The following is a 22517-nucleotide window of genomic DNA, read 5'->3' as shown; positions in this document are numbered from 1 at the left end:
GCGCGACACAACATCTGGCCTGACTGGCATCCCTACCGCCTAGATGTAGTGTTGCTCTCGCTGGTGGTTCACCAGGCCGGTCGGTCTGGTGAGGCAAGAGGGAACCCGGTGAGAGACCGGGACTGCCCCGCAGCGGTGAGCGGGAACGACCGCCGTCACACGCACTGGGCCGGATGAATCCGGGCCTGGGAAGCGACGGCCAGTAGATGTCCTCCGTCGACCGGAGAACGTGCCCGCGAGTCCGAAGACCTGCCACCGGCGCGCGCACCGACCGCGGTGCGCGCGCTTCGAGGCCCCGAGGGAGGGCCGCGTGGCTGTGGCTCGGACCGGGGCAGAGGTACGTCGTACCCGCACGTCCCCCTGGTGGCCGCATCCGCCTGCCTTCCTTCCCGTCCTCGACCGAGAACGACACGGGAACGAGGAGAGGGAGGCGAGAGACCATGAGTGGTCTCGTGTATTTCTCCAGCGTCTCGGAGAACACCAAACGCTTCGTGGAGCGCCTGGACCTGCCCGCGACGCGGATCCCCCTGCGCCCCCACCGTGAGGGCATGCCGACCGTCACCGAGCCGTACGTGCTGATCGTGCCGACCTACGGCGGCGGCGAACGCGCGGGCGCGGTGCCCAAACAGGTGATCCGTTTCCTGAACATCGAGGCCAACCGCGCGCTGCTGCGCGGCGTGATCGCCTCGGGCAACACCAACTTCGGTGTCGACTACTGCCTCGCCGGGCGCGTCATCTCGGCGAAGTGCAAGGTCCCCGAGCTGTACCGATTCGAACTGCTGGGCACGGAGCGCGACGTCCGTGCCGTACGAGAGGGGCTGGAGAAGTTTTGGACACGACAGTCATCGACGAGGCGGCCGGAACCGGCGGGACGGACGGCGTGAGCACTGCCACCACCACGGCCCAGGTCCCCGCGGCGGCCCAGCGCGAGTCGGTCGGTACGCGCAAGGACTACCACGCGCTCAACGCGATGCTGAACATGTACGACTGCGACGGCCGCATCCAGTTCGACAAGGACCGCGAGGCCGTCCGCCAGTACTTCCTGCAGCACGTCAACCCGAACACGGTGACCTTCCCGAGCCTCAAGGAGAAGATCACCTATCTGATCGAGAACGACTACTACGAAGCAGAGCCGATCCGGCGCTACGACTGGAAGGCCGTCGAAGACCTGTACCGGCAGGCGTACGCGCACGAGCACCGCTTCCGCACGTTCCTCGGCGCGTTCAAGTACTACACGTCGTACACACTGAAGACTTTCGACGGAACCCGCTACCTGGAGCGGTACGAGGACCGCGTCGTCGCCACCGCCCTCTACCTGGGCGCCGGGGACGCGTCGCTCGCCTCCCGCCTCGTCGACGAGATGATGTCGGGCCGCTTCCAGCCGGCCACCCCGACGTTCCTCAACGCGGGCAAGGCGCAGCGCGGCGAGCTGGTCTCCTGCTTCCTGCTGCGCGTCGAGGACAACCTGGAGTCCATCGGACGCGGCATCAACTCCGCGCTCCAGCTCTCCAAGCGCGGCGGCGGCGTCGCCCTCCTCCTGACGAACCTGCGCGAGCAGGGCGCCCCGATCAAGAAGATCGAGAACCAGTCGTCGGGTGTCGTGCCGGTGATGAAGCTCCTTGAGGACTCCTTCAGTTACGCGAACCAGCTCGGCGCGCGGCAGGGCGCGGGAGCGGTGTACCTCCACGCACACCACCCGGACATCATGCGGTTCCTGGACACCAAGCGGGAGAACGCGGACGAGAAGATCCGCATCAAGACGCTGTCGCTGGGGGTGGTCGTCCCCGACATCACCTTCGAACTCGCCAAGCGCAACGAGGACATGCACCTGTTCTCGCCGTACGACGTCGAGCGCGAGTACGGGAAGCCGCTGTCCGACCTGTCGGTGAGCGAGCACTACGAGGACCTGGTCGCCAACCCGCGCATCCGTAAGACGACGCTCAGCGCGCGCGAGTTCTTCAAGACGATCGCGGAGCTCCAGTTCGAGTCCGGCTACCCGTACCTGCTGTTCGAGGACACGGTGAACCGGGCCAACCCGATCCCCGGCTGGATCAACATGTCCAACCTGTGCTCGGAGATCCTCCAGGTCAACACGCCCAGCACGTACGACACTTCGCTCGGATACGAGACCATCGGCAAGGACATCTCCTGCAACCTGGGGTCGATGAACATCGCCACCGCGATGGCGTCACCGGACTTCGGAGCGACGGTCGAGACCGCCGTGCGCGGTCTGACCTCGGTCTCCGACCAGTCCCACATCGACGCCGTCCCGTCCGTGGCGCACGGCAACGACCTGTCGCACGCGATCGGCCTCGGCCAGATGAACCTGCACGGCTATCTCGCCTCGCAGCGCATCCACTACGGCAGCGAGGAGGGTGTCGACTTCACGAACATGTACTTCTACGCCGTCGCCTTCCACGCCCTGCGCGCCTCCAACCGCCTCGCGATCGAGCGCGACACCGCCTTCGACGGCTTCGAGACCAGCCAGTACGCCGACGGCTCGTACTTCGACAAGTACACCGAGCGGGTATGGGCGCCGGCCACCGAGCGGGTACGGGCCCTCTTCAAGGACGCCGGGGTGCCTCTGCCCACGCAGCACGACTGGCGCGAACTGAAGGCGTCCGTGCAGGAGTTCGGCATCTACAACCAGTACCTCCAGGCCGTGCCGCCGACCGGTTCCATCAGCTACATCAACGACTCGACGGCGTCCATCCACCCGATCGCCTCCAAGGTGGAGATCCGCAAGGAGGGCAAGCTCGGCCGCGTCTACTACCCGGCGCCCGGCATGGACAACGACAACCTGGAGTACTTCCAGGACGCGTACGAGATCGGCTACGAGAAGATCATCGACACGTACGCGGCCGCCACCCAGCACGTCGACCAGGGTCTGAGCTGCACCCTCTTCTTCCGTGACACGGCCACCACCCGCGACCTCAACAAGGCGCAGATCCAGGCATGGCGCAAGGGCATCAAGACGCTCTACTACATCCGGCTGCGCCAGGAGGCCCTGGAGGGCACGGAGATCGAGAACTGCCTGGCCTGCACGCTGTGACGGCTGTCCGGCCTGCCCCTGCCCGCCCTCAGAACGACGCTGTGAAGGCACTCTCATGACCACCATCCCCGCCCTGACCGGCCTGTCGGTCACGCCCCCCTCCTACCGCCACGACCCGGCGGCGCGGTTGCGTCCCGTCAACTGGAACCGGGTCACCGACGAGAAGGACCTGGAGGTGTGGAACCGGCTGACCGCGAACTTCTGGCTGCCCGAGAAGGTGCCGCTGTCCAACGACATCACCGCCTGGCAGCAGCGGCTCAGCGCCGAGGAACGCACCCTCACCATGCGGGTGTTCACCGGACTGACCATGCTGGACACGGTGCAGGCCACCGTCGGTGAGATCGTGCAGATCCAGGACGCCCGCACCGAGCACGAGGAAGCGGTGTACACCAACATCGCTTTCATGCAGGCCGTGCACGCCCGCAGCTACTCGTCGGTGTTCTCCACGCTGTCCACCACCCCGGAGATCGACGACGCGTACGAGTGGGCCGTCGGCAACGACGTCCTCCAGCAGCGCTGCAAGGCGGTCCTCCGGCACTACTACGGCGACGACCCGCTGAAGCGGAAGGTCGCCTCCACGCTGCTGTCGTCGCTGCTGCTGTACGCGGGTTTCTACCTGCCGCTGCACTTCTCGACGCACGCCCTGCTGACCAACACGGCCGACATGATCCGGCTGATCCTGCGCGACAAGGCGGTGCACGGCTACTACTCCGGCTACAAGTACCAGCGCGGCCTGGAGAAGCGGGCAGCTGCTGAGCGGGAGGCCATGCGCGTCTTCACGTACGAACTGCTCGATGAGCTCTACGAGTTGGAGCTGAGCTACTCGGGTGAGCTGTACGAGCCGCTCGGACTCATGGACGACGTCGCGGTGTTCGTGCGCTACAACGCCAACAAGGCGCTGATGAACCTCGGTTATCCGGCGCGCTTCGGCGCGGACGAGACCGAGGTCAACCCCGAGATCCTCGCCGCCCTGTCCCCCGCCGCCGACGAGAACCACGACTTCTTCTCCGGGTCCGGTTCCTCGTACGTGATGGGTAAGGCCGAGGACACGGACGACGACGACTGGGACTTCTGACGCCATGTCCATGCTTTCCCACGTGCCCGCCCAGCGGGCTGCCGCGTCCTTCGGGCCGTGCGTTCTCCTCAAGCACGGCGAGGTCTTCCTCAAGGGACGCAACCGCGACCGCTTCGTGGAGCGGCTGCACGACAACCTGCGCGTCGCGCTCCGCGGCGTCGGCGGCTCCACCTGGATCAAGTCGGCCCCGAACGTGACAGTTCTGGGCGGCGACGGTCAGGTGCCCGTCGAGAAGCTGGTGGAGCGCGCCAGCCGGGTCGTCGGGTTCAACGTCATCGAGCCGGGGGTCCGCGTACCCAGCACCCTGGACGAGCTGACGCGGGCCGGTGTCGCCGCGCTCGAAGAGTTGGCGGCGGCCGGTTCCGTGCGTGACTTCGCGGTACGGGCCCGGCGGCGGGACAAGTCGTTCCCGCTGACCTCGTCGCAGGTGGCGGCGCACGTGGGGGCACGGGTCAAGGAGGCGCTGCCGGAGCTCCCGGTGAACCTCAAGCGGCCCGAGGTCCTGCTGAACATCGAGATAGACCGCAAGGAGACGTATCTGACCTGGACGCGCGTGCCCGGTCTGACCGGCCTGCCCGTCGGTACCAGCGGACGCGCCCTCGTGCTGCTCTCCGGTGGGTACGACTCTCCCGTCGCCGCCCACCGGGCCATGCGGCGTGGGCTCGCGGTCGACTTCGTCCACTTCAACGGGGCTCCGTACACCAACCCCTCGTCCGTCTACAAGGCGTACGCCCTGGCCCGCGAACTCAACCGCTACCAGCCGCCGGGAAAGCTGCACGTGATCGCGCTCGGGAAGGTGCAGAAGCAACTCGCCGTCGCGGGCGCGGGGCGCCTCCAAGTGGTCGCACAGCGCCGGCTCATGGCACGCACCGCGTCGGCGCTCGCCACCGGCCTTGGCGCCGAGGCGCTGGTCACCGGCGACAGTCTCGGCCAGGTGGCCAGCCAGACCCTGGCGAACATGGCGGCCGTCGACGACGCGGCCGCACTGCCGATCCTGCGTCCCCTGATCGGCTGGGACAAGCAGGAGATCATCGACGAGGCCCGCCGGCTCGGCACGGCCGGCATCTCCGTCCTGCCCGACGAGGACTGCTGCCAGCTGCTCGCGCCGCCGCGCGTCACTACGCGGGCCGGGCTGCCCCAACTGCGGGCTGTTGAACGGCGTATCGACTTCGACGAGGTGGTGGAGGCGCTGCTCGGCCACGTCCAGGTGATGGAACCCGGGGCGGAACCGGCACCGGACGACGCGACGCGCTGCGCCGTCACGGAACCGGTCACGGCATGAGCGCCTTCCGCGCCGGTGCCGGGCGCGTGTCAGAGGGTCGACAGCGCGGCCGTACGTGGCTGTCGATCGCCCCGTGTCTCCACCCGGCGCAGGGCAGACCCGACGCGTACGGCGTCCGCCGAGGCGGCCACGTCGTGCACGCGCACGGCCCAAGCGCCCCGGGCCGCGGCCAGTGCGGACACCGCCGCGGTGGCGGCGTCGCGGGCGCGGGCCGGGCGGGGAGCGCCGGTCACCGGATCGGCAAGCAGCGTGCCGAGGAACCGCTTGCGGGAAGCTCCCACCAGGACGGGGAAGCCCAGGCGAGTCAGTTCGTCGACGCCTGCGAGCAGTTCCCAGTCGTCTTCGCGGTCCTTGGCGAATCCGAGCCCGGGGTCGACGATGATCTGTCCGGGGTCGATGCCGGCCGACACCACCGCGTCCACCTGCCGGTCCAGCTCGCGGACGACGTCCGCCCGCACATCCGCATAGTCGGCCAGTGTGTCCATGGCGTCGGAGTGGCCGCGCCAGTGCATGACCACGAACGGGACACCGCTGCGGGCGGCGACCTCGGCCATTCCGGGGTCCGCGAGGCCGCCGCTCACGTCGTTGATCAGAGCGGCGCCCGCCTCTACTGCCGCCCGTGCCACCGAGGCCCGCATGGTGTCGACGCTCACCAGGGCTCCGCCGGCGACCAGGCCGTGCACCACGGGCAACACGCGCCGAAGCTCCTCCTCACAGGTGATGCGCGAGGCGCCGGGGCGCGTGGACTCCCCTCCGACGTCGATCAGGTCCGCGCCCTCGGCGACGAGTTCCAGGCCGTGCTCGACGGCGCGTCCCGGATCGAGCCACAGTCCGCCGTCGGAGAACGAGTCCGGTGTCACGTTGACGATTCCCATGACGCCGCAGCGGCCCCAGGAAAGCGCCATGGAAGAAGGGGTGGTGTACGCGCTCATGAGGAAATGATGACCGATCCTCATTCCCTCTGTACAGCGGGGTCTGGTAATTCACGGCCGCACTTCCGAGACTCGTATCAACAAGTGGACTGCCCTCATGCGCAGTTCGCCGGATGGGTAGGCTTCCGTCATGGCTCTCGGTACCCCCAGCACACGGTCGGACAGTGCGCAGTCCATTCGCGATCTCCTCTCACTAGGTGGTCGCTCCTACTCGTTCGAGTTCATGCCCCCGCGCACTCCGGAGGCCGAGGCCGGCCTGTGGAAAGCCATCCGCAAACTGGAGGCCCTCTCCCCCACTTTCGTGTCGGTGACCTATGGCGCCGGCGGCTCGACACGGGGCCGCACGATCAATGTCACGGGCCGTATCGCGCAGGAGACGACCCTCACTCCTGTCGCCCATCTGACCGCCGTCGACCACAGCGTCGCCGAACTGCGCAACATCCTCGGACACTACGCCGACCAGGGAGTTCGCAACATTCTCGCCCTGCGGGGCGACCCGCCGGGCGATCCGCTCGGCGCCTGGACGAGACACCCCGAGGGCGTGAACCACGCGGCCGAACTGGTCGAACTGATCAAGAACTCGGGCACCTTCTGCGTCGGGGTCGCGGCCTTTCCCGAAATGCATCCACGGTCACGAGATCTCGCCAGCGACATACAGCACTTCGTCGACAAGTGCCGGGCCGGCGCCGATTACGCGATCACGCAGATGTTCTTCGACGTGGACGCATACCTGCGTTTTCGCGATCTGGTCTCCGCAGCGGGATGTGACACCCCCGTCATTCCCGAGATCATGCCGGTCACCACATTGCGATCCTTGCGCAGAATTCCGGAGCTTTCCACGGCGGCATTCCCGAGTGGTCTCGCCGATCGCATGCTCGCCGCGGAGAGCGATCCGGCCGCGGTGCGAGCGCTCGGAATCGAGCACGCCACCGAAATGTGTCGTCGGCTCATCGCGGAGGATGCGCCGGGACTGCATTTCATGACCATGAATTCCTCCACCGTGACGACGGAGATCTACCAGAATCTGGGGCTGTCGGCCTGACAGCCCCCGCCGTCGACCGGGAGCGGATCCCTTCGAGGCGCTTTGAAAGGACACGAACGGTGTACTGCCCCTTTTGCAGGCTCCCCGACAGCCGCGTCATCGACAGCCGGTCCACCGACGACGGCACCTCGATCCGCCGACGGCGCCAATGCCCCCACTGCCAACGGCGTTTCACCACGCTGGAGACGTACTCCCTCCTCGTGGTGAAACGCAGTGGTGTGACCGAGCCGTTCAGCCGCGCCAAGATCGTCAGCAGTGTCCGCAAGGCGTGCCAGGGCCGTCCCATCACGGAGGACATGCTGGACCGGCTCGGCCAGCAGGTGGAGGAGAACCTCCGGGCTGCGGGAAGCGCCCAACTCAGCACACACGACGTGGGGTTGGCCGTTCTGGAACCACTCAGCGAGCTGGACCCCGTGGCCTACATGCGCTTCGCCTCCGTCTACCGGGCTTTCGAGTCGCTCACGGACTTCGAGAACGCCATCGCCGAACTGCGGGCCAAGTGCGGCGCGTCCGCGGGGTGACCGGGTGGCCGGCACCGGCCGACGCGGGTGACGCCCCGCACCAGCCGGTGGCCGCGCCAACTGGTCACCTGGTCACCAGGTCACCTGTGGCGGAACGACGGCGGTCGCTTCTCCACGAAGGCGGCCATCCCTTCCTTCTGGTCCTCGGCCGCGAACACGGCGTGGAACAGACGCCGTTCGAACCGGACGCCTTCGGCGAGCGTCGTCTCGAAGGCCCTGGAGACCGCCTCCTTCGCCATCATCGCGACCGGCAGGGACATTCCCGCGATCGTCTCGGCAACCTTCAATGTCTCGGCCCGCAGTTCGTCGGCGGGGACGATGCGCGAGACCAGGCCGGCGCGCTCGGCCTCGACCGCGTCCATGGTGCGGCCGGTCAGGCACATCTCCATCGCCTTGGCCTTGCCGACGGCGCGGGTCAGGCGCTGCGAACCGCCGATCCCCGGGATGACGCCGAGCTTGATCTCGGGCTGTCCGAAGACGGCGGTGTCGGCGGCGAGCAGGACGTCGCAGAGCATGGCCAGTTCGCAGCCGCCACCGAGTGCGTACCCGGCTACCGCGGCGACCGTGGGGGTACGCAACGCCCCCAGTCGGTCCCACGCCGAGAACCAGTCGTCGAGGTACATGTCGATGGACGCGCGTGGCCGCATCTCCTTGATGTCGGCGCCCGCCGCGAACGCCCTGTCGGAGCCCGTGATCACGATGCAGCCGCAGTCGGGGTCCCGGTCGAGTGCCTGGCACGCGGCGACGACCTCCTCCATGACCTGGAGGTTGAGGGCGTTGAGGGCCTCGGAGCGGTTGAGGGTGAGCAGCGCGGTGCGGCCCTCGCGTTCGACGAGGATCGCCCCGTACGCGGTCGTGGTCGCGTCTGTCGTGGTCGGGTCGGTTGTCATGCCTGGCCTCCGTCGCCGCCGTCGTGGTCCCTGAGGGTGCGGACGATGCCGGAGAAGTCCTCTGCGGTGCCGACACGTTCCGCATAGGCGGCGTACAACTCCGCTGCTCTCAGACCGAGTTCCGCGTGCACTGAACCGCTTCGGACGGCGTTGGCCGCGAGGCCGAGGTCCTTCGCCATGAGCGCGGCTGCGAAGCCCGGCCGGTAGTCGTGGTTGGCCGGGCTCCCCGGAACGGGGCCGGGGACCGGGCAGTTGACGCTGAGCGCCCAGCATTGTCCGGACGCGGTCGAGGCCACGTCGTAGAGGGCCTGATGGGACAGGCCGAGGCTCTCGCCGAGAACGAACGCCTCGCTCACGGCGATCATCGAGACGCCGAGGATCATGTTGTTGCAGATCTTGGCGGCCTGCCCGGCGCCGGGGCCGCCGCACAACACGGCTTTCTTGCCCATGGCGTCCAGGAGCGGGCGGGCCACCGCGAACTGCGCCTCTCCGCCACCCGCCATGAAGGTGAGGGTGGCGGCCTCGGCGCCGACCACGCCTCCCGACACCGGGGCGTCGAGGGAGCGCATCCCCGCGGCGGCGGCCCGCTCGTGCGCGGTGCGGGCGTCGGCGACGTCGATGGTGGAGCAGTCGAGGAACAGGGTGCCGGGGCGGGCGGCGGCGAGCAGTTCGCCGTAGGCGCCGAGCACGTGAGCGCCGGTCGGCAGCATCGTGAGCACGACGTCCGCGTCGGACACGGCGTCGGTGACACGGGAGACGGGCTCCACGCCGGCTTTGACGGCGGCCTCGACCACGGCCGGCACCAGGTCGTGTCCGAGGACCCGGTGTCCGGCACGGACCAGGTTGGCCGCCATGGGACCGCCCATGTGTCCGAGTCCGATGAACGCGACGGTACTGGTCACCAGGCCACCTCCATGGTGTGGTCGAGTTGAGCGGCGAGGCCCAGCTCGCGCTCGCCGAGCGGCTCGAAGAACCGATCGACGTCCGCGTCCGTCACCTCCGCCGGCGTGCTGGGACTCCACTTCGGGTTCCGGTCCTTGTCGATGACCTGGGCGCGGATTCCCTCGGCCAGGTCGGGGTGGGCGAGCGCCGCGCAGGACACCCGGTATTCCTGGTCGAGCACGCGCTCCAGCGCGCTGAGGGCTCGGGCCCGGCGCAGGGCGCACAGGGTCACCTTGAGCGCCGTGGGCGACTTGGCGAGGAGGGTCGCCGCCGCCTCCCGCGCCGCAGGCTCGTCCCGCGCGCACAGCCGGTCCACGATCTCCTCGACGGTGTCCGCCGCGTAGCAGACGTCGATCCAGGAACGGGCGGCCGCCAACTCGCCTCCCGGCGCGGCCTGTACGTGCCGGGCGAGCACCTCGCGCACCGGGGAGTCGGCCAGTTCCCGTACAAGGGCGGGGAGGCCCGCGGAGGGGACGTAGTGATCGGCGAGGCCGCACAGGAGAGCGTCGCCGGGGCCGGCCTGAGCACCGGTCAGGGCCAGATGCGTGCCCAGTTCGCCGGGGGCGAGTGCGAGCAGGTACGTACCGCCGACGTCCGGGACGAATCCGATGCCGGTCTCCGGCATCGCGACGCGCGAGTGTTCGGTGACGACACGGGTGCCGGCGTGCGCCGACACCCCGACGCCGCCGCCCATCACGAGGCCGTCCATCAGGGCGACGTACGGCTTGGGGTAGCGGGCGATCCGGGCGTTGAGCCGGTACTCGTCGCGCCAGAAGGCGGCCGTGGCAGTGCCGTCACCGGCCGTCACGTCGTCGTGGATGGCACGGATGTCGCCGCCCGCGCACAGGCCGCGCGCGCCGGCTCCGCTGAGGACGACGGTCTCGACGGCGTCATCGTGCTCCCACGAGGTGAGCGCCGTGTCGATGCGGCGGACCATGTCGTGGGTGAGGGCGTTGAGGGCCCGCGGACGGTTGAGTGTGACGTGTGCGGCGCGCCCTTCGACGTGCAGCAGGACGGGTTCGTCGGTGCCGGTCACCGGAACGCCCCCGTCAGTCCTCGAGCGACGATGACGCGCATGATCTCGTTGGTTCCTTCCAGGATCTGGTGGACCCGTAGGTCGCGGACGATCTTCTCGATGCCGTAGTCGCTCACATAGCCGTATCCGCCGTGCAGTTGGAGCGCGCGGTCGGCGACCGTGTAGCCGGTGTCGGTGGCGAACCGCTTCGCCATCGCGCACAGGTAAGGGGCCTGCGGGTCCTCGCGGTCGAGGGCCTGGGCGGCCTGGTGCACCAGCGCGCGGGCGGCGTTCAGTTCGGTGGCCATGTCGGCGAGGCGGAAGCGCAGCGCGTCGGCGTCCAACAGACGGCGGCCGAAGGCTTCGCGGTCGGCGAGGTGGGCCAGACTGCGGTGGAGCGCGGTGCGGGCGCCGCCGAGAGAGCAGGCGGCGATGCCGAGCCGTCCGCCGTTGAGCGCGTTCATGGCGATGCGGAAACCGCGGCCCTCGCCGCCCAGAAGACGGTCGGCGGGCAGCCGCACCCCGTCGAGGACGACCTGCCGGGTGGGCTGTGCGTTCCAGCCCATCTTGCGTTCGTTCGGGCCGAAGGAGAGGCCGGGGTCGTCCTTGTCGACGACGAAGGCCGTGATCCCGTCGGCGCCTTCCCCTCCGGTGCGGGCCATCACCACGTACAACTGAGAGGCCCCGGCACCGGAGATGAACTGTTTGACGCCGGTCAGCAGCCAGGTGTCACCGTCGCGGACGGCGCGTGCGGTGAGCGCGGCAGCGTCCGATCCCGCCCCTGGCTCGGTGAGGCAGTAACTGGCCAGATCGTCCATGGCGCACAGGCGGGGCAACCAGCGAGCGCGCTGGCCGTCGTCGCCGTAGCGGTCGATCATCCAGGCGACCATGTTGTGGATGCTCAGGTAGCCGGCGATCGAGGGGCATCCGGAGGCGAGCGTCTCAAAGACGAGGACGCCGTCCGTGCGGCTGAGTCCCGATCCTCCGGCGTCCTCGCCGACGTAGACGCCGCCGAGGCCGAGCCCGGCGGCCTTGCGCAGGACGTCGACGGGGAAGTGCTTGTCCCGGTCCCAGTCGAGCGCGTGCGGCGTGATGTGGTCCTCGGTGAATTCCAGGGTCGCCTCGACCAACGCCTGCTGGTCCTGCGTGAGCCAGGTGTGCGACTGCACCGTGCGCGAAGCACTCGTGGTGCTCGTGGTACTCATGGCGCTCATGACGTTCATCCCATCGTCGGGATCGTGAAGGTGGCGCCCTCGCGCGCACCGGCGGGCCAGCGGGACGTCACGGTCTTCGTGCGGGTGTAGAAGCGGATGGCGTCGGGGCCGTGCTGGTTGAGATCACCGAAGCCCGACGCCTTCCAGCCGCCGAAGGTGTGGTAGGCGACGGGGACCGGGATCGGGACGTTGACGCCGACCATTCCGGTGTTCACCCGCCGGGTGAAGTCCCGGGCGGTGTCGCCGTCCCGGGTGAAGATCGCGACGCCGTTGCCGTACGTGTGCTCGCTGGGCAGCCGCAGCGCCTCCTCGTAGTCGGCGGCACGTACGACGGACAGGACGGGGCCGAAGATCTCCTCCTGGTAGATCCGCATGGCCGGCGTGACACGGTCGAAGAGGCTGGCGCCCGCGAAGAATCCGTCCTCGTACCCGGCGAGGGTGAAGTCCCGGCCGTCGACGACCAGTTCGGCCCCTTCTTTCACTCCGAGGTCCACGTACCCGCGGACCCGGTCCAGCGCTTCGCGGCAGACCAGGGGGCCGAAGTCGGCTTCCGGGTCGTCGCTGCGGCCGATGCGCAGCGATCCGATCCGGTCCTTGAGCCGCGCCACCAGCGCGTCAGCGGTGTCCTCCCCGACGGGCACGGCGACCGAGACGGCCATGCAGCGCTCACCGGCCGATCCGTAGCCCGCGCCGATCAGGGCGTCCACGGCCTGGTCGAGGTCGGCGTCGGGCATCACGATCATGTGGTTCTTGGCTCCGCCGAAGCACTGGGCGCGCTTGCCGTGAGCGGCGGCGGTGGCGTAGACGTGCGCGGCGATCGGAGTGGAGCCGACGAAACCGAGCGCCTGGACCCGCGGGTCGGTCAGGAGGGTGTCGACCGCTTCCGCACCGCCGTTGACGACATTGAGGACGCCGGGCGGCAGGCCGGCGTCCAGGAAGAGTTCGGCGAGCCGCAGCGGGACCGAGGGGGCTCGCTCGGACGGCTTCAGGATGAAGGCGTTGCCGCAGGCCAGCGCGGGGGCCGCCTTCCACAGCGGGATCATGGCGGGGAAGTTGAAGGGGGTGATGCCCGCGACGACGCCGAGCGGGGAGCGCAGCGAGTGCACGTCGATTCCGCTGCCGGCGTTGTCGGTGAAGTCACCCTTGAGGAGGTGCGGGATGCCGGCCGCGAACTCGACTACTTCCAGGCCGCGTTGGATGTCGCCGTGTGCGTCGGCGACGGTCTTGCCGTGTTCGGACGACAGGAGCCGGGCCAGGGCGTCCTTCTCCCGGTCGACGAGTGTGAGGAACCTCAACATGACGCGGGCGCGCCGCTGCGGGTTCCATTCCCCCCACCCCTCCTGCGCGCGGACGGCGTCCCCGATCGCGGCCTCGGTCTCGGCCGCGTCCGCGAGGGGGACGTGGGCCTGGACCTGTCCGGTGTTCGGGTCGTACACGTCGCCGTAAGTGCCCGAGGATCCCTCGGTGCGCCTGCCGCCGACGAAGTGGGTCAACTCGCGCACAGGGGCGCGGTCTTGCGTGCGGACCATGAATGCCTGCTCTCGTCAGGTGATCCGGGATGGCGCGCGGACCCGAGGGCACGGCGACGCGGTGGCGTGCGGGTGCCAGAGGGCCGCGCGAGAGCGCGAATGGCTGGGTGACCGTCAGGCCGTAACGGCCGACAGGTGGGCGAATACGCGTCTGGGCCGGGCCGGTTGGGCAGGACCGCCGGGATCGTGGAAACACACCGGTGCCATGCGTGTCAGCTCCATCCTCGTGGACAACACGGAACATTCCGCAGCCGGTATCCTGACTCCCGGATCAGCGCGCACCGTCCGCCTTCCCGGCGTCCGAAGACGTCAGTGGCGTGTCGCTCGACGGCGAACTCCCCGGTCACAGTGGCGGGACCGTGCCGGACTCACACCGGCTTCCCTGCACCGCGGACCTATCCCCTCGACTATATAGTTGGACGTCCTAGTAAATCCAGCCCCGGCGCCGCCGCTCCACCGAATGGCTAGTGTGCCTCTATGTCCGCTCCAGAGGTTGCTGTCCACCGGTCCGCCCGCATGGTGCTCATCGACGGCGAGGGCCATGTGCTGCTGTTCAAGTCGCTGGCAGACCCTGGCGACCCGGCCGCCGGACACGTCTGGGGCACACCGGGTGGGGGCGTCCACGACGGCGAGACCCTCGCGACGGCGGCCGCACGTGAACTACACGAAGAGACCGGGCTGTTGGTGGCCGCAGAGTCCCTCGGATCGCCGGTGGTCCACACGTCCGGGTACGCGGATCTGGGCTGGGAGCGGGGCCTCTTCGAGGACGTCTTCCTCCTGTGCCGCGTGACTTCGCACGATGTCGACACCAGCAGCCAAGAGGACCAGGAGCGGCGCCACCACGCGGGGCACCGCTGGTGGGGCGTACAGGAGTTGGCCGCCACCCACGACACCGTGCATCCGTGGGGAGTGGCCGAGTTGGTGACACGGAGCATGTCAGGCGATGCTCCCGCCGCTCCCGTCCGTCTCCCCTGGCACCACTGACGCGGCTCCCCGCTCCGGGCTCTCCGCGATGCGCAGCAGATACGTGTCCATGATCCAGCCGTGCCGCTCGCGGGCCTCGGACCGTACGCGTCGGATGCGGTCCACGACCTCGTTCAGTGGTCCGGCGACGAGCAGTTCGTCCGGGGTGCCGAGGTAGGCGCCCCAGTAGATCCACACATCGTCACCCTCGACCTGTGTGAACGACTCGTGGGCGTCGAGCATGACGACGATGTCGCCGTCGTCGTTCTGAGCCACGTCGGTCAGGCGGCGGGCCGGGGTGATGTGCACCGGACGGCCGACCTGGTTGAGCGGGATACGGTGCCGGGCGGTGAGCGTGGCGACGCTGGTGATGCCGGGGACCACCTCGACGGCGACGGACAGTGCGCCGCGGTCCTCGATGTCCCCGAGGATGCCGAGCGTGCTGTCGTAGAGGGAAGGGTCGCCCCAGACCAGGAACGCGCCCGTCTCGCCCTGCGCCATCTCCTCGCTCATCGCCTGCTCGAAGATCTCCCCGCGCCGCTCACGCCAGTCCTGGACGGCCGCCGTGTAGTCGGTGCGATCCATGGGCCGGCGGTCGCGGCTCGGGTCCTCGACCTCGACCACGCGGTACGGGCCCTGCGCGTGCTCCTCGATCATCCGGTGCCGCAGGTCGGTCAAGGACGCCTTGCTCGGGCCCTTGCCCACGATGAAGAAGACGTCCGCGCGCCGGATCGCCTTCACCGCCTGGAGGGTCAGGTGGTCGGGGTCGCCCGAGCCGATACCGATGACGAGGATCGCGCGCTGTTCCGTACTCATGGGGTCAGTCTTTCAGGGCGTGTCGCGGCGGCCGGATCGGGCCCTGGCTACGGGAGGGGGCGCTGCCCCGGGCCGTCGTACGAGGCCAGGGGCCTGATCAGGGCGTTGTGCGCGAGCTGCTCCGTGATGTGGGCGGTCCAGCCGGTGATGCGGCTCATCACGAAGATGGGCGTGAAGACCGGGATGTCGAAGCCCATCAGGTGGTAGGCGAGGCCGGCCGGGTAGTCGAGGTTCGGATGGATGCCCTTGCTGGTGATCATCGCGTGGCGCAGCGCTGCGTGCACGGCCGCGAGCCGGCTGGTCTCGGGACCGGCGGTGCGGGCGACGAGCCGGTCGAGTGCCTCCTGCATGATCGGGACGCGGGAGTCACCGTCCTTGTAGACGCGGTGCCCGAAGCCCATGATCTTCCGCTTGGCGGCGAGCGCGTCACGCAGCCAGCGCTCGGCGTCCTGCGGGTCGTCGATCTCGCCCAGCATGTGCATCACTGCCTCGTTGGCGCCGCCGTGCAGCGGTCCCTTGAGCGCGCCGATCGCCGCCGTCACCGCGCTGTACAAGTCGGAGAGCGTGGAGGTGACGACGCGGGCGGTGAACGTCGAGGCGTTGAAGCTGTGTTCGGCGTACAGGACGAGGGAGATCTCGAAGCAGCGGACGACGTCCGGGTCCGGGACCGCGCCGAAGCACATGTGGAAGAAGTTCTCGGCGTAACCGAGCTCCGGGTCCGGCGCGATGGGGTCCAGGCCGCGGCGGCGCCGCTGGTCGGCGGCGACCACGGTGGGCAGTTTCGCCAGCAGGGTCAGGGACTTGGCGCGGTTCGCGGCCGGGCTGCCGTCGTCCTCGGTCGGGTCCTCGGCGCCGAAGAAGCTCACCGCCGTGCGCAGGACGTCCATGGGGTGGCAGGTCTGCGGCAGCCGGGCCAGGAGTTCGGCGGCGGTGCGGTCCAGGGGACGCAGGGCGCGCTCGCGGGCCTGGAACGCGCGCAGTTGCGTGGCGTCGGGCAGCTCGCCGTACCACAGCAGGTACGCGACCTCTTCGAAAGTGCGGCGGGCGGCCAGGTCCTGGACCGGATAGCCCCGGTAGGTAAGGGAGTTTGTGGCCTGGATGACGGTGGAGATCTCGGTGGTGTCGACGACGACACCGGCGAGACCGCGGTGGATCTCGGGAACGGTGGTGGACATGACGGGGTGCCTCCGGAGCATGGGCCGGTCAGGTGCCGGGCGGGAGTCAGTTGCCGGGCGGGAGTCAGTTGCCGGGCGGGAGAGTGAAGTCGAAGACGCCCGAGTCGAAACGCGCGTACTCCTCGTAGCCGAGCAGTTCGTACAGGCGGGAACGGGTCTGCATGCGCGGTAGCAGCGACTGCTGCGTGCCTTCGGTGGCGATCGTGCGCAGCCCGTCCTCGACCGCGCCCATGGCGAGCCGCAGCAGGGTGACCGGGTAGAGCGCGATGTTGAACCCCAGGTTCTCCAGCGTGCGGGTGTCGAGCAGCGGGGTCTTGCCGAACTCGGTGAGGTTCGCGAGCAGGGGGACGTCGACGGCCTTGCGGAACGCCTCGTACTCGGCCTCGTCGGCGAGCGCCTCGGGGAAGACCGCGTCGGCGCCGGCGTCGACGTACGCCTTCGCACGTTCGATCGCCGCGTCCAGGCCCTCCACGGAGCGGGCGTCGGTGCGGGCCATGAGCAGGAAGTCGGGGTCGCGTCGGGCGTCGACGGCGGCGCGGACGCGGCGCACCATCTCCTCGCGCGAGACGACGGACTTGCCATCGAGGTGACCGCAGCGTTTCGGGTTGACCTGGTCCTCCAGATGCAGCCCTGCCAAGCCCGCGTCCTCCATGAGCTGGACCGTGCGGGCCGCGTTCATCGGCTCGCCGAAGCCGGTGTCGGCGTCGATGAGGACGGGCAGGTCGGTGACACGCGTCGTCTGCTGGGCGCGGGCTGCGATCTCGGCAGAGGTCGTCAGGCCGATGTCGGGCAGTCCGAGGTCCGCGGCCATCACCGCGCCGGACAGGTAGACGGCGTCGAAACCGGTGTCCTGGACAAGGCGCGCGGAGAGCGGGTTGATCGCGCCGGGCATCCTCAACAGGCGTCCGGTGGCGAGCTGTTCGCGGAATGCGCGGCGGCGTTCCTGCGGTGTCGTACGGGTGTGGAGCAGCATCAGAACAGGCCCTTCGGGAGCTGCGCGTCGTACGCGGCGACGGCCTCCGCGTCCACGACCGGGAAGAGCCCGCCGAGATCGGCCGCGCCGAGGTTGGCGAGGTGTTCGGCGGCGGACAGGAAGCGGTCCTGGTCGGCGGTGGCGACGATGCCCTCGGTCAGGGTGCGGAACTTGTGCTGGTAGGCGGGACGGTCGAAGGGACGGGCCCCGGCCGGGTGGGCGTCGGCGACAGCGAGCTCGTCCTCGATCACCGTGCCGTCGGCGAGGGTGATCACCGCACGACCCCCGAAGGCGCGGCGCTGCGGGTCGGGCTCGTGGTAGCGGCGGGTCCACTCGGGGTCCTCGACCGTGGTGATCTTCTGCCACAGTCCGACCGTCCCGGGACGGCGGGCGCGCTCGGGCGCGTAGGAACGCTCGTGGTGCCAGGTGCCGTCCTCCAGGGCGACGGCGAAGATGTAGGGCACGGAGTGGTCGAGGGTCTCGCGGCTCGCGTGCGGGTCGTATTTCTGCGGGTCGTTCGCGCCGGAGCCGATCACGTGGTGGGTGTGGTGGCTGGTGTGCAGCACGATCGAGCGCACCTGGTCGAGGGGGCCGACCTTGTCGCGTAGCCGCCGGGCCAGGTCGATGATCGCCTGTGCCTGGTACTCGGCGGAGTGCTCCTTGGTGTACGTGTCGAGGATCGCGTGGCGCGGTTCGCCGCGCTCGGGGAGCAGGACGGTGTAGTCGGAGCCGGGGCCGTCCAGCATCCAGGCGAGGAAGCCGTCCTCGCCCTCGTAGATGGGCGACGGGGCGGACTCCCCGCGCATCGCACGGTCGACGGCCTCGATCGCGGCCTTGCCGGCGAAGGCCGGGGCGAACGCCTTCCAGCTGCTGATCTCGCCCTTACGGGACTGCCGGGTCGCGGTCGTGGTGTGCACTGCCTGCTGGATCGCCTGGTGGACGGTCCCGGTCGGCAGCCGCAGCAGGGCGCCGAGGCCGCCGGCGGTGGCGGCGCTGAGATGGGCGACGTGGTCGATGCGGTGGGCGTGCAGGCAGATGCCCTTCACCAGGGCCACGTGGATCTCGTACGCGGCGACGATGCCGCGCAGCAGGTCGGCGCCGGTGCGTCCGGTGTGCTGGGCGACGGCGAGCAGCGGTGGGATGTTGTCGCCGGGGTGGGAGTAGTCGGCGGCCAAGTAGGCGTCGTGGAAGTCGAGTTCACGCACGGCGGTGCCGTTCGCCCAGGCCGCCCACTCCGGCGAGACGCGGACGCGGCTGCCGAACACGGAGGCCCCCGGCGCGGTGGCGCGGTGGGCGCTCGCCTGGGCGCGGGCGACCGCGACCGGGCGCCGGGTCAGGGAGGCGACGGCGACCGAGGCGTTGTCGATCACGCGGTTGACGGCCATGGCGGCGCAGCCCGCGTCGAGTTCGTCGGTGGCGGTGGCGACGGCGGCCAGCTTCCAGGCCAGCTGGTCCTCGCGGGGAAGGCGGTCGGAGCTGGGGTGGACGCGGACTCGGTGCTCGATCACGTGACTCCTCACGGTGGGGCGGCGGATGCCTGCCCCGGTACGGAAACGCGCGCCGCGACGGGCAGCGGCAGTGGATACAGGACGAGAACTCCCCTGTCGATGCGGTGATCCTGCCCGCTCCACCGACTCGGGGCCACACTCCGAGGCTGTGGAATCCGTACAGGTCACGACGGCTCATCTGCGAATTCTGCGAAGAATGCGGATGCTAGATTCGCAACTACGAGCCCGTTCGGGCATCCGCACGTACAGGAGGCGCGGCCATGCCCAGGCGTCCCACCGAGCGCAAGATCTACGCCCACGCGAAGCTCCGTCGGCTGCGACGCGAGGCGGGCATGAACCAGGTGGACATGGCCCGTGCGCTCGGCATCTCGACGAGTTACGCCAACCAGATCGAACAGAGTCAGCGCCCGCTGACGGCCTCCGTGCTGCTGCGTGTGGCGGAGGTCTTCGGGGTCGCTCCGGAGCATTTCTCCGGCGCCGACGAGGACCGTCTGGCCACCGATCTGCGGACCGCGCTTGCCGACGAGGCGTGCGGTGCCCCGCCCCCGCCGGTGGAGGAGATCGCCGAAGCGGTCCGCGACCACCCCGAGGTGGCGCGCGCCCTGGTGACCCTGCACCGCCGCTACCGTGACGTCGCCGCGCAGGCGGCGGCGCTCGGTACCTCGGACCGGGGCTCGCCGGGCCCGGCTGCGATGCCGTCCGCCGAACCGCACGACGACGCACGGGACTTCTTCTACGCCCACCACAACCACTTCGCGCCCCTCGACGCGGCCGCCGAGGAGCTGGCCGGGGAGATGGAGCTGCGGCCGGGACAGATCGCCGGGCCACTGGCCGTACGGCTTTCGATGCGGCACGGCCTGAAGGTGGTGCAGGCGGATCCGGGCCGCGCGGCCGACGCGCGTCGCCTGGACCGCGAGTCCGGTCTGCTGTTCCTGTCACCATGGCTCAGTGACGGACAGCGGGCGTTCCAGCTCGCCACCCAGCTCGCACTCCTGGAGCACGACCCGCTTCTCGGTCATCTGACGGACGGGGCAGACGAGTTGGGGTCGTCCGAGGCATCGGCCCTGGCGCGCATCGGGCTCGCGAACTACTTCGCAGGCGCGCTGCTGATGCCGTACACGGCGTTCCACCGGGCGGCGGAGGACAGCGGCTACGACATCGAACTGCTCGCGGCGCGCTTCGGTGTCGGCTTCGAGACGGTCTGCCATCGGCTCAGCACCCTGCAACGGCCCGGGCAGCGCGGGGTGCCGTTCTCGTTCCTGCGGGTCGACCGCGCCGGGAACATCTCCAAACGCCAGTCGGCCACCGACTTCCACTTCTCGCGGCTCGGCGGCACGTGTCCGCTGTGGACGGTGTACGAGGCGTTCTCCGCCCCGGGCCGTGTCCTCACCCAGGTCGCCGAGATGCCGGACGGGAAGCGCCACTTCTGGATCGCTCGCACCGTGACGCGAGGCGGCCACGGGCACCATGCGCCGCGCGCCGAGTTCGCCGTCGCGCTCGGCTGCGAACTGCGCCACGCCCATCGCCTGGTCCACGCGGCGGGAGTCGCACTCGACGATCCCCGGTCCGCCACTCCGATCGGGCTCGGTTGCCGAATCTGTGAACGGCGGGACTGCGCCCAGCGGGCCCGCCCGCCGGCCGGAGGACGGCTGGCGATCGACGCCGGGCGGCGCACGTACGTGCCGTATCCCGTGGAGGGGCAGGAGGACTGAGTCCCGGCGGGTGCTCCGCGCCACACAGCCCCCTGCCCCCGTACTCCCGTACTCCCGTACTCCCGTACTACGGAAGGTTCTGTCATGACCTGCCGCGTCTGGCTCGTCTCGCCCGCCATGAACGCCTCGCTCCGGCAGGCACGGTTCGACGACGGAGCCCCGCTCGATCCGGCGGGCCGCGAGGCAGCGAGAGCCGCCGCCCCGTCGCTGCCCGAGCCCGGCCTGGCCGTCGTGTCCGGGAGCCGCCGCTGCCGTGAGACAGCGGAACTGCTGGGACTCACCTCTTCCGCCTCACCTACTGAACTGGCCGTACCGAACGCAGGGGTGTGGCGCGGCAGAACCCTGGCCGAGGTGAGCGAGAGCTCGCCGCAGGACATCGCCCAGTGGCTGTCGGATCCCGAATTCCCCGCCAGGGGCGGGGAGTCGGTGGCCGACCTCTGCGCGCGCGTGTCACGGTGGCTCCAGGTGACAACCACGGACGACGGTCTCGTGATCGCCGTCGTGGAACCCGAACTGGTGCGTGCTGCCGTCGTGCACGCGCTGGGCGCGCCCCTGTCCGCTTTCTGGCGCTGCGATGTGGCTCCGCTGACGGTCACCGAACTGAGCGGACGTGGCGGGCGCTGGAACGTGCGCTGCGGGCGGCCCCTCTCCCCGGCCGTCGCTCAGCGCGGTCAGGGCCTGCCTTCCCGGTAGCGGTGCAGCAGCGTCGCCAGGGCGCAGCGCGGGCAGTCGGCTTCGGCGGAGCTTTGGTGCGGTGAGGAGGCGCAGGCGGCCGGAGTGCAATCCCCCACCAGTTCCTCCAGCTCTTCCAGAAGGCGCCGGGTCCGCTTGGCCTGCTGGGCGAGCACCCGCACCTTGGCGCTCTGGCCGCCGATCTGTCGTCGGCTCGCAAGAAGGTTCTCGTATTCCTCCATGGTGAGGGCGACCGCCTCACGGCCGCCGAGGACGATGTGCCGGGGCTGCGGTTGTCTGCCCACTCGGCTCCTCGCTTCGTCGCCGGACCAGTGGTGCCTGGGTGAACGCGTGAGGGCCCACGGATGGTTCCGTGGGCCCTCACGTACGACGCGATCGGCTCGATCTCCTCGCCGGAGCGGCCGGTTCAGCTCCCTGCGGGGACCGCGTGGCCGACCGCGGCGGGCCGGGGCTTGAGCAGGCGCTCGGCCAACTCGCCGAAGAGCAGGCCGAATCCGGTCCACAGCGTGATCTGGATGGCGAGGGCGGAGAGCCTGAAGCGCCAGAGCACAGCGGCCGGGAAGTGCTCGGGCACCTCGTTGATCACGGGCAGGAACTGGAAGGCCAGGCCGATGACGACGGCGAAGCCGAGGACCGCGACCACGGTGGCCCACCAGGTGCCCAGACGCGGGGCCAGCCGCTTGCCGAGCATCGTCGCCGCGACCGCGATGAGCACGCTCAGCACCATCATCAGGAAGTACAGCGTGGTCCGCTTGCCGATGGTGTCGGGGTTGCCGACGGCCGGCGGGTTCGCGGGGTACTTCAGGAACGGCACGACGTAGACCGCGAGCAGGGCGCAGCCGGACAGCAGCAGCGCCGTGGCGCGCGGGCCGAAGCGGCCCACCCGGCCGAGCGCGAAGCAGTAGGCGAGCGCCGCGATGCCGCCGAAGGCGACCCCGTAGACGAGGACGCCGGTAGCGAGTCCGGCCGTGGACTGGAGGCTGCGCGAGACGAGTTCGACCTCGTCACCGTGCGAGTGACCGGCGTGGGCCTCCTCGAAGCCGATCGCCTTGTCGACCATCGGCTCGCCGAGCCAGTAGGCGATGACGAGGGCGAGCACGCCCGCCGCGAGACCGGCGAGCATGCCCCGAACGAGCAGGCTGCGTACGGTGGTTGAGTTCATGAGCTGTTCGGTGTCCCTTAC

Annotated in this window: 20 protein-coding genes, 1 pseudogene and 2 riboswitches; of the genes and pseudogenes, 9 read left to right on the top strand and 12 right to left on the bottom strand. The window is 69.8% G+C overall.

Going from position 1 to position 22517, the window contains the following annotated elements; translation table 11 throughout:
* The first annotated feature begins 47 nt into the window (after positions 1-47).
* Positions 48-271, top strand: a riboswitch (cobalamin riboswitch).
* A 169-nt stretch (positions 272-440) separates the two neighbouring features.
* From nrdI to thiI, 4 genes are read left to right on the top strand one after another with little or no spacing between them, the layout of a single operon-like run.
* Positions 441-884, top strand: coding sequence for a class Ib ribonucleoside-diphosphate reductase assembly flavoprotein NrdI (nrdI, locus tag N5I75_RS32755; protein ID WP_476683615.1), 444 nt, complete (start codon positions 441-443; stop codon positions 882-884).
* Positions 881-3052 carry a class 1b ribonucleoside-diphosphate reductase subunit alpha gene (nrdE, locus tag N5I75_RS32750; protein WP_476683612.1) on the top strand — a complete coding sequence of 724 codons (2172 nt, stop codon included), beginning with the start codon at positions 881-883 and terminating at the stop codon, positions 3050-3052. Before nrdI ends, nrdE begins: the two co-directional genes overlap by 4 nt.
* Positions 3053-3107: 55 nt before the next feature.
* A complete protein-coding gene (gene nrdF / locus N5I75_RS32745; RefSeq protein ID WP_476683609.1) occupies positions 3108-4127 on the top strand; it encodes a class 1b ribonucleoside-diphosphate reductase subunit beta in 1020 nt (339 codons plus the stop codon).
* A 4-nt stretch (positions 4128-4131) separates the two neighbouring features.
* Positions 4132-5409: a tRNA uracil 4-sulfurtransferase ThiI gene (gene thiI / locus N5I75_RS32740; protein ID WP_476683606.1), complete on the top strand. Its 1278-nt coding sequence runs from the start codon at positions 4132-4134 to the stop codon at positions 5407-5409.
* A 29-nt stretch (positions 5410-5438) separates the two neighbouring features.
* Here the strand turns inward: thiI and folP are convergent, their stop codons facing one another.
* The gene (folP, locus tag N5I75_RS32735; RefSeq protein ID WP_476683604.1) at positions 5439-6341 is read right to left on the bottom strand and encodes a dihydropteroate synthase; all 903 of its coding nucleotides are present in this window, start codon (positions 6339-6341) and stop codon (positions 5439-5441) included.
* A 130-nt stretch (positions 6342-6471) separates the two neighbouring features.
* Between folP and metF the strand changes: the two genes are divergently transcribed.
* On the top strand, positions 6472-7383 hold the full coding sequence (gene metF / locus N5I75_RS32730; protein ID WP_476683602.1) for a methylenetetrahydrofolate reductase [NAD(P)H]: 912 nt from the start codon (positions 6472-6474) through the stop codon (positions 7381-7383).
* Positions 7384-7442: 59 nt separating this feature from the next.
* Positions 7443-7904: a transcriptional regulator NrdR gene (gene nrdR, locus N5I75_RS32725; RefSeq protein WP_476683600.1), complete on the top strand. Its 462-nt coding sequence runs from the start codon at positions 7443-7445 to the stop codon at positions 7902-7904.
* A gap of 80 nt (positions 7905-7984) precedes the next feature.
* On the opposite strand, the gene N5I75_RS32720 is transcribed toward nrdR, so the two are convergent.
* From N5I75_RS32720 to N5I75_RS32700, 5 genes and pseudogenes are all read right to left on the bottom strand, one after another.
* Positions 7985-8794 (bottom strand): enoyl-CoA hydratase, encoded by an 810-nt coding sequence (locus tag N5I75_RS32720; protein ID WP_476683598.1) that lies wholly within the window; start codon positions 8792-8794, stop codon positions 7985-7987.
* Positions 8791-9816 carry a 3-hydroxyisobutyrate dehydrogenase gene (gene mmsB / locus N5I75_RS32715; RefSeq protein WP_476683596.1) on the bottom strand — a complete coding sequence of 342 codons (1026 nt, stop codon included), beginning with the start codon at positions 9814-9816 and terminating at the stop codon, positions 8791-8793. Before mmsB ends, N5I75_RS32720 begins: the two co-directional genes overlap by 4 nt.
* Positions 9747-10772 (bottom strand): annotated as a pseudogene (locus N5I75_RS32710) (enoyl-CoA hydratase/isomerase family protein); the annotation flags it as partial. The gene mmsB and the pseudogene N5I75_RS32710, both read right to left, overlap by 70 nt.
* Entirely contained in the window at positions 10769-11956 is a 1188-nt protein-coding gene (locus tag N5I75_RS32705; RefSeq protein ID WP_476683594.1) for an acyl-CoA dehydrogenase family protein, read from the bottom strand. The gene N5I75_RS32705 and the pseudogene N5I75_RS32710, both read right to left, overlap by 4 nt.
* A gap of 14 nt (positions 11957-11970) precedes the next feature.
* The gene (locus N5I75_RS32700) at positions 11971-13494 is read right to left on the bottom strand and encodes a CoA-acylating methylmalonate-semialdehyde dehydrogenase (protein ID WP_476683593.1); all 1524 of its coding nucleotides are present in this window, start codon (positions 13492-13494) and stop codon (positions 11971-11973) included.
* A gap of 232 nt (positions 13495-13726) precedes the next feature.
* Positions 13727-13921, bottom strand: a riboswitch (cobalamin riboswitch).
* Between the two features lie 50 nt (positions 13922-13971).
* Between N5I75_RS32700 and N5I75_RS32695 the strand changes: the two genes are divergently transcribed.
* Positions 13972-14478: an NUDIX hydrolase gene (locus N5I75_RS32695; protein WP_476683591.1), complete on the top strand. Its 507-nt coding sequence runs from the start codon at positions 13972-13974 to the stop codon at positions 14476-14478.
* Here N5I75_RS32695 and cobF read toward each other — a convergent pair.
* From cobF to N5I75_RS32675, 4 genes are all read right to left on the bottom strand, one after another.
* Positions 14431-15273 (bottom strand): precorrin-6A synthase (deacetylating), encoded by an 843-nt coding sequence (gene cobF, locus N5I75_RS32690; RefSeq protein ID WP_476683589.1) that lies wholly within the window; start codon positions 15271-15273, stop codon positions 14431-14433. The genes N5I75_RS32695 and cobF overlap by 48 nt on opposite strands.
* Before the next feature lie 47 nt (positions 15274-15320).
* Positions 15321-16448 carry a bifunctional 2-methylcitrate synthase/citrate synthase gene (locus tag N5I75_RS32685; RefSeq protein ID WP_476683587.1) on the bottom strand — a complete coding sequence of 376 codons (1128 nt, stop codon included), beginning with the start codon at positions 16446-16448 and terminating at the stop codon, positions 15321-15323.
* 64 nt (positions 16449-16512) lie between these two features.
* Positions 16513-17421 (bottom strand): methylisocitrate lyase, encoded by a 909-nt coding sequence (gene prpB / locus N5I75_RS32680; protein ID WP_476683585.1) that lies wholly within the window; start codon positions 17419-17421, stop codon positions 16513-16515.
* Positions 17421-18929 (bottom strand): MmgE/PrpD family protein, encoded by a 1509-nt coding sequence (locus N5I75_RS32675; protein ID WP_476683583.1) that lies wholly within the window; start codon positions 18927-18929, stop codon positions 17421-17423. Before N5I75_RS32675 ends, prpB begins: the two co-directional genes overlap by 1 nt.
* Before the next feature lie 260 nt (positions 18930-19189).
* Here N5I75_RS32675 and N5I75_RS32670 point away from each other — a divergent pair, with 260 nt between their 5' ends.
* Both N5I75_RS32670 and N5I75_RS32665 read left to right on the top strand, forming a co-directional pair.
* On the top strand, positions 19190-20641 hold the full coding sequence (locus N5I75_RS32670) for a short-chain fatty acyl-CoA regulator family protein (protein ID WP_476683581.1): 1452 nt from the start codon (positions 19190-19192) through the stop codon (positions 20639-20641).
* An 84-nt stretch (positions 20642-20725) separates the two neighbouring features.
* Positions 20726-21334 (top strand): histidine phosphatase family protein, encoded by a 609-nt coding sequence (locus N5I75_RS32665; protein ID WP_476683579.1) that lies wholly within the window; start codon positions 20726-20728, stop codon positions 21332-21334.
* Here N5I75_RS32665 and N5I75_RS32660 read toward each other — a convergent pair.
* The gene (locus N5I75_RS32660) at positions 21313-21618 is read right to left on the bottom strand and encodes a hypothetical protein (protein WP_476683577.1); all 306 of its coding nucleotides are present in this window, start codon (positions 21616-21618) and stop codon (positions 21313-21315) included. The genes N5I75_RS32665 and N5I75_RS32660 overlap by 22 nt on opposite strands.
* Positions 21619-21740: 122 nt before the next feature.
* Positions 21741-22496 carry a CbtA family protein gene (locus N5I75_RS32655; protein WP_476683575.1) on the bottom strand — a complete coding sequence of 252 codons (756 nt, stop codon included), beginning with the start codon at positions 22494-22496 and terminating at the stop codon, positions 21741-21743.
* Positions 22497-22517: the final 21 nt, after the last annotated feature.

The organism is Streptomyces sp. R818 (assembly GCF_056172735.1).
Note: the sequence above shows the minus strand (reverse complement) of the source record. Positions and strands in the feature narration are given on the sequence as shown.

Excerpts from the sequence above, each read along its gene's own strand:
- nrdI (WP_476683615.1), top strand. The coding sequence starts at position 441 with ATGAGTGGTCTCGTGTATTTCTCCAGCGTCTCGGAGAACACCAAACGC.
- nrdF (WP_476683609.1), top strand. The coding sequence starts at position 3,108 with ATGACCACCATCCCCGCCCTGACCGGCCTGTCGGTCACGCCCCCCTCC.
- thiI (WP_476683606.1), top strand. The coding sequence starts at position 4,132 with ATGTCCATGCTTTCCCACGTGCCCGCCCAGCGGGCTGCCGCGTCCTTC.
- folP (WP_476683604.1), bottom strand. The coding sequence starts at position 6,341 with ATGAGCGCGTACACCACCCCTTCTTCCATGGCGCTTTCCTGGGGCCGC.
- metF (WP_476683602.1), top strand. The coding sequence starts at position 6,472 with ATGGCTCTCGGTACCCCCAGCACACGGTCGGACAGTGCGCAGTCCATT.
- N5I75_RS32720 (WP_476683598.1), bottom strand. The coding sequence starts at position 8,794 with ATGACAACCGACCCGACCACGACAGACGCGACCACGACCGCGTACGGG.
- N5I75_RS32705 (WP_476683594.1), bottom strand. The coding sequence starts at position 11,956 with ATGAGTACCACGAGCACCACGAGTGCTTCGCGCACGGTGCAGTCGCAC.
- N5I75_RS32700 (WP_476683593.1), bottom strand. The coding sequence starts at position 13,494 with ATGGTCCGCACGCAAGACCGCGCCCCTGTGCGCGAGTTGACCCACTTC.
- N5I75_RS32695 (WP_476683591.1), top strand. The coding sequence starts at position 13,972 with ATGTCCGCTCCAGAGGTTGCTGTCCACCGGTCCGCCCGCATGGTGCTC.
- cobF (WP_476683589.1), bottom strand. The coding sequence starts at position 15,273 with ATGAGTACGGAACAGCGCGCGATCCTCGTCATCGGTATCGGCTCGGGC.
- N5I75_RS32685 (WP_476683587.1), bottom strand. The coding sequence starts at position 16,448 with ATGTCCACCACCGTTCCCGAGATCCACCGCGGTCTCGCCGGTGTCGTC.
- prpB (WP_476683585.1), bottom strand. The coding sequence starts at position 17,421 with ATGCTGCTCCACACCCGTACGACACCGCAGGAACGCCGCCGCGCATTC.
- N5I75_RS32670 (WP_476683581.1), top strand. The coding sequence starts at position 19,190 with ATGCCCAGGCGTCCCACCGAGCGCAAGATCTACGCCCACGCGAAGCTC.
- N5I75_RS32665 (WP_476683579.1), top strand. The coding sequence starts at position 20,726 with ATGACCTGCCGCGTCTGGCTCGTCTCGCCCGCCATGAACGCCTCGCTC.
- N5I75_RS32655 (WP_476683575.1), bottom strand. The coding sequence starts at position 22,496 with ATGAACTCAACCACCGTACGCAGCCTGCTCGTTCGGGGCATGCTCGCC.